Genomic DNA, 5822 nt, shown 5'->3' with positions numbered 1-5822 from the left:
GGAGTCCCCAAGGCTCAAAAGCGCGGATAGTTCCACGTGCAAGCTCCCGTGCCCCAACTCAGCATGAGAAGCATAGGGCGGCGCACAGCCCACTGACCACAGCGAAATGCTCGGCATGGTGGCTGGGATGACGGTTGACGACCCTCCTGATCCAGATGCGGGCCGAGGAGACCTTGGCGGAACTCGGTCGGCGGCGCAGTGCAATAGGCGACACGCTTTTGATGTATTTGCGTACCACTGTCCTGTAGCCCGACTGCAGGCTGGTGCGCGCCGCGTGGTCGGACGGGGCCGCGATCCTTCGGCTCGTTGATGGGCTTCAGGGGGCTGCGGGCGGCCTGAAAGTGGTGCGGTTACCTGCCGGGGACCCAATGCCGTCGGTGCTGGCGGAATTTGCACTCGGGATCAGCTGCGGTCGCGATGTCACCACTTGTGTCACCACTAGGCCCGAAAAGATCACCTCTCGATGTAAAAAAACCCCCGCTGAGCAGGGGGTTTCTTGGTGCGCCGTCAGGGTTTCGAACCCCGGACCCGCTGATTAAGAGTCAGCTGCTCTACCAACTGAGCTAACGGCGCGTGGCAGAGACGATAACAGGCCCGCGCCGGTGGGGTGAAATCCGCCGCCAGAGTCGTGACCAGCGAAGTCGCGCGTGAGTATCGGCCGGACTTAGGATTGCAGGATGCGACGATCGCCGGCTCGGCTGCTGATCACGCTGCTGATAGCCGCCGTGGCCCTCAGCGGCTGTGGTGGTTCCGCGCCGCCGCGGGTGTTGGCTGACAAGGGCACCCCGTACTCCGATCTGCTGGTCCCGAGTGTGACGGTCTCGGTCGCTGACGGCGCCGTCGGCGTCCCGGTGGACCAACCCGTCACCGTCACCGCCAAGGGTGGCGTGCTGGGGTCGGTGTCGCTCGTCGACGCCGACGGCGAGGCAGTACCCGGTCAACTCAGCGACGACGGCGTCACCTGGACAGCATCCGAGCAGCTGGCCTACAACGGCCAGTACACGATGACGGTTCGCTCGATGGGCCTCGGCGGAGTTGACACCGAGAACATCGCCTTCAAATCTCAGTCCCCGGAAAACCTGACCATGCCGTACCTGATGCCCAACGACGGTGAGGTGGTCGGCGTCGGCCAGCCGATCGCGGTGCGATTCGACGAGAACATCCCGAACCGCGCCGCCGCGGAGAAGGCGATCAAGGTGACCACCGATCCGCCGGTCGAGGGCGCGTTCTACTGGCTCAGCAACCGTGAAGTGCGCTGGCGTCCGGAGAAATTCTGGGCCCCCGGGACCAAGGTCGACGTCGCGGTGGACACCTACGGCATCGATCTCGGTGAAGGACTGTTCGGCCAGAAGAGCCTGGCGGCAAGGTTCACCATCGGCGACCGGGTGATCGCCAGCGTCGACGACGGCACCAAGGTGGTGACCATCCGGCGCAACGGCGAGGTCATCAAGACCATGCCGACCTCGATGGGCAAGGACTCCACCCCGACCAACAATGGCGTCTACATCGTCGGGGACCGCTACCGGCACCTGATCATGGACTCCTCGACCTATGGCGTGCCGTCGGACTCCCCGAAGGGCTATCGCCTCGAGGTGGACTGGGCGACGCAGATGTCCTATAGCGGCATCTATGTCCATTCCGCCCCGTGGTCGGTCGGCGCACAGGGCTACAGCAACACCAGCCACGGGTGTCTGAATGTCAGCCCGGGCAACGCCGAGTGGTTCTACAACAACACCAAGCGCGGGGACGTCGTAGAGGTGGCGGGAACCGTCGGCTCGACGTTGCCGGGCACCGAGGGCCTCGGCGACTGGAACGTCCCGTGGTCGCAGTGGAAAGCCGGTAACGCGGCACCGGTGCGGTAGCCAGCTAACCCGTGTCGACTTGGCACAGAAGCCCAGCTCAGGTTACTCTCAGGTAATAGGAGGCGTCGTTCGGCGCCGATCGAGGAGAGCCACAATGCAGATTTCCGTTCGCTCACACCTGACCGCAGGCATGGTTGCCGTCGTCGGGGCCGGCGCCATCGCCATGACCCCCGTCGTCATGCCGGCCACCACCGCCCTGTCCGCCACTCCGGTGACGGCTGTCGCCGACGTGCAGCTCGCCGCCTTTTCGTTCAGCGACGTTCTGGGCATTCTGAACACCTTCGGGCTCGGCGGTGCGCTGCCCGATATCACCAGTCTGATTCCGTCGAACCTGCTGACCGCCGCGGTGACCGAGTTCGTCAGCGAGCTGACTCCGGTCCTCACCGGCGCGGCCACCGAGGCGCTTGCATACGTCACCGGCGCGGTCGCCGGTCTGGTCGTCGGCCCGGAGTCGGTGCTGGCCCGAATCATCGGCGCCGCCGGCAACATCCCGACCGTCCTGACCACGGCCGTCCAGTCGCTGAGCGCCGGTGACGTCGCCGCGGCGATCCAGACCGTCATCACCGGGCTGATTGCGCCGGTCACCGCGATCGGTCAGGCCATCAATGACGCCGTCGTGTCCTTCCAGACCTTCGTGACGACCAAGCTCAGCACGATCGCCGCCGCTCTGCCGAACATCCTGATCAACTCCATTCAGACGGTGGTGAGCGGCAATCCGGGTTCGGTCGTCACCGCCGTTCAGGCGGCGCTGAACAGCTTCCTGTCCGGGCTGGCTCCGGGCGGGGTTTGGAACGCCCCGGGGAATAGCGTGGCCGCTGCTTCGGTGGCCGTGGCGGTTGCAGCACCTTCCGCGGCTGCCGCCGTCGCCGCGCCGCGGGCAGCAACCCGTCGCGCCGCCGCCAAGTCGGTGAGCGCCGCCGCGGTGGCATCGCCGGCGCGGTCCCATGAGGCAGCGGCTCCTTCGGATGCTGCGGCAGCGCCCAAGGCGGCGGCCGCATCGCGTCCGGCGGCTGCGCGTCACGCCGTGAAGGCAGCGGCGTCGGCCGCCGAGTAGGCATTCACAATTTGGAATCGCAATGAGGAAACGCCCCCTGAATATCAGGGGGCGTTTCCTTGTGCCGGGTGGCTGACGGGACTCGAACCCGCGACAGCCAGGATCACAACCTGGTGCTCTACCAACTGAACTACAGCCACCATCGCTACTCGCTGAGCAGCGTGTAAATACTAACCGTTGTCGGTCTCGTCGGCCGAATCGGTTTCGGCCTGCCCGTCGAGTCCGGCGACGGCCTCGGCGATCTCGCTGGTAGACGGCCCCGGCGGGGCGACGAACGCCGTACTCCGGTAGTACCGCAGCTCGCGGATCGACTCCTCGATATCGGCCAGCGCGCGGTGGGCCAGACCCTTCTCCGGCTGTCCGTAGTAGATCTTCGGGTACCAGCGCCGACACAGCTCCTTGACCGAGCTCACGTCGATCATCCGGTAGTGCAGGTAGGAATCGAGGGTGGGCATGTCCCGGGCGATGAATCCGCGGTCGGTCGCGATCGAGTTCCCGCACAGCGGGGCGGTACGGGCGGCTGGGATGTGGGTGCGGATGTAATCCATCACCATCTCCTCAGCGGTCGCCACGTCGATGATCGAGGTCCGCACCTCCTCGGTGAGCCCGGAGCGACTGTGCATCTTGGCCACCACCTCGACCATGCCGTCCAGCGCCTCGTCATCGGTGTGGATCACGACGTCGATGCCTTCGCCGAGGACGTTGAGATCGGCATCGGTCACCAGAGCGGCGATCTCGATGAGCCGGTCCGATCCCAGATCCAGGCCGGTCATCTCGCAGTCGATCCACACCAATTCGTCCCGCACAGCGCTCCACAGTAGGCCTAGCCGACCAAGTAGTGTCGTATCGGCCCAACGGAGGTTCCCAACAGAGGCTAAGGACGAGGTGTCATGACGGACCCGACTGCTTCCCCGGCTCAGCAGATCGCCGCCGGGTACGCCACCACTGGAACGGCGCTGGAACTCGGCTCCGTTTTCGTGGATGGCCAGGTCGATCCGACCGCGCAGATTCGCATTCCGCTGTCGATGATGAACCGCCATGGCCTGGTTGCCGGCGCTACCGGCACCGGCAAGACCAAGACGTTGCAGGTGATCGCCGAGCAGTTATCCGCCGCCGGGGTGCCGGTCGTGATGGCCGACTTCAAGGGCGACCTGTCCGGGTTGACGCGGCCGGGGGAGGCCGGCGACAGGACCGCCGCGCGGGCCAAGGACACCGGAGACGACTGGGTGGGATCGCCGTTCCCGGTGGAGTTCCTGTCGCTGGGCACCGGTGGTATCGGAGTACCGGTGCGCGCCACCATCTCCGCATTCGGGCCCATCCTGCTGTCGAAGGTGCTTGACCTCAACGCGACCCAGGAGTCCACCCTCGGGCTCATCTTCCACTGGGCCGATCAGCAGGGTCTGCCACTGCTGGACCTCAAGGATCTGCGTTCGGTGATCGCCCACCTGACCAGTCCCGAGGGCAAGGAGCAGTTGAAGAACATCGGTGGGGTGTCGGCGACGACCGCCGGAGTGATCCTGCGTGCGCTGATCAACCTCGAAGCCGAGGGGGGCGACACCTTCTTCGGTGAGCCCGAAATCGAGCCGGCCGACCTGATCCGGGTCGACGCCAACGGCCGCGGCATCATCACCCTGTTCGAGGTCGGGGAGCAGGCCGCCCGCCCGGTGATGTTCTCCACCTTCCTGATGTGGGTTCTGGCTGATCTCTTCACCTATCTGCCCGAGGTCGGCGATCTGGACAAGCCCAAGTTGGTGTTCTTCTTCGACGAGGCACACCTGTTGTTCAAGGACGCCTCCAAGGCCTTCCTGGCCCAGGTCGAGCAGACGGTGAAATTGATTCGTTCGAAGGGCGTGGGGGTTTTCTTCTGCACGCAGCTGCCCACCGATGTGCCCAACACGGTGCTGTCCCAACTCGGCGCCCGGATCCAGCACGCGCTGCGGGCCTTCACCCCCGATGATCAGCAGGCGCTGGCGAAGACGGTTCGCACCTATCCCAAAACCGAATTCTACGACCTCGCAACGGATCTCACCGCGCTGGGAATCGGCGAAGCGATCGTCACGGTGCTGTCCGAACGCGGTGCCCCGACCCCGGTGGCATGGACCCGGCTGCGCTCACCCCGGTCGCTGATGGACACCATCGGCACGGACTACATCAAGGCCGCCGCACAGGCCAGCCCGCTGTTCCTCAAGTACGGACCGACCGTCGACCGCGAGTCGGCCTACGAGATGCTGGCCGCCAAGATGGCGCCACCGCCGGGGGAGGCCGTCGATGACGGACTGGACCTGCCGCCGATGCCGACCGGGTTCGACCTGCCGCCGATGCCGGACCCGGTGGAGAAGGCCGAGCCCGGCGTGCTCGAGAAGATGATGGACAACCCGGCGTTCAAGAGCGCCATGCGTTCTGCGGGAACGGTTATCGGCCGGGAGATCAGCCGAAGCATCTTCGGAACCGGACGCCGGCGGCGCTGATGCCGCGGCGGGGCGTCACGCTGACCTCGGCGGCGCGGGAGTTCTTTCGGCACCCGTCGCCCTGGCTGCTGGCTGCCGCGTTGATCGCCGCGCTCATCGCTCGGATCGCACTCGGGGACTTCCGGCTCAGTGACGCCGTTCTGCCACTGGTGATGCGGGCCGGATTCCCATTCCTGGAGTGGATGATGCACGTCATAGTTCTGCACTGGCGGCCGCGTCGGGTGGCCGGGATCACGATCGACCCCGTGCTGGATCGTATACATCGTGAACACCACGTCGAGCCGAGGGTCATTCCGCTCATCTTCATCCCGATGCAGTCCCTGTACGGCGCAGTGGGCTCGGCGTTGATCATCGGACTCTGGATCTTCCCGAGGACGGCTCTGGGGCTGACCTTTCTGGTGGTGACGTTCGCCATCGGACTTGTTTACGAGTGGACGC

At 65.6% G+C, this 5822-nt stretch carries 4 protein-coding genes, 2 tRNA genes and 1 pseudogene; 4 read left to right on the top strand and 3 right to left on the bottom strand.

Annotated elements, in window-relative coordinates; all coding sequences use genetic code 11:
* Positions 1 to 497 precede the first annotated feature (497 nt).
* Positions 498 to 573, bottom strand: a tRNA-Lys gene (locus ACR2JI_RS06340).
* A 104-nt stretch (positions 574 to 677) separates the two neighbouring features.
* Between ACR2JI_RS06340 and ACR2JI_RS06335 the strand changes: the two genes are divergently transcribed.
* Both ACR2JI_RS06335 and ACR2JI_RS06330 read left to right on the top strand, forming a co-directional pair.
* Positions 678 to 1862: an Ig-like domain-containing protein gene (locus ACR2JI_RS06335; protein WP_526389165.1), complete on the top strand. Its 1185-nt coding sequence runs from the start codon at positions 678 to 680 to the stop codon at positions 1860 to 1862.
* A gap of 94 nt (positions 1863 to 1956) precedes the next feature.
* Positions 1957 to 2916 carry a hypothetical protein gene (locus tag ACR2JI_RS06330; RefSeq protein ID WP_526389163.1) on the top strand — a complete coding sequence of 320 codons (960 nt, stop codon included), beginning with the start codon at positions 1957 to 1959 and terminating at the stop codon, positions 2914 to 2916.
* A 67-nt stretch (positions 2917 to 2983) separates the two neighbouring features.
* Here the strand turns inward: ACR2JI_RS06330 and ACR2JI_RS06325 are convergent.
* Together ACR2JI_RS06325 and orn are read right to left on the bottom strand one after the other, a co-directional pair.
* A tRNA-His gene (locus tag ACR2JI_RS06325) sits at positions 2984 to 3056 on the bottom strand.
* A 30-nt stretch (positions 3057 to 3086) separates the two neighbouring features.
* Positions 3087 to 3722, bottom strand: coding sequence for an oligoribonuclease (gene orn, locus ACR2JI_RS06320; protein ID WP_526389161.1), 636 nt, complete (start codon positions 3720 to 3722; stop codon positions 3087 to 3089).
* Positions 3723 to 3806: 84 nt separating this feature from the next.
* Between orn and ACR2JI_RS06315 the strand changes: the two genes are divergently transcribed.
* Together ACR2JI_RS06315 and ACR2JI_RS06310 are read left to right on the top strand one after the other, a co-directional pair.
* The gene (locus ACR2JI_RS06315) at positions 3807 to 5384 is read left to right on the top strand and encodes a helicase HerA-like domain-containing protein (protein ID WP_526389159.1); all 1578 of its coding nucleotides are present in this window, start codon (positions 3807 to 3809) and stop codon (positions 5382 to 5384) included.
* Positions 5384 to 5822 (top strand): annotated as a pseudogene (locus ACR2JI_RS06310) (sterol desaturase family protein); the annotation flags it as partial. The gene ACR2JI_RS06315 and the pseudogene ACR2JI_RS06310, both read left to right, overlap by 1 nt.

The sequence above is a fragment of the Mycobacterium sp. genome, from assembly GCF_051006775.1.
In the GTDB taxonomy this organism is placed as follows: Bacteria; Actinomycetota; Actinomycetes; order Mycobacteriales; family Mycobacteriaceae; genus Mycobacterium.
Note: the sequence above shows the minus strand (reverse complement) of the source record. Positions and strands in the feature narration are given on the sequence as shown.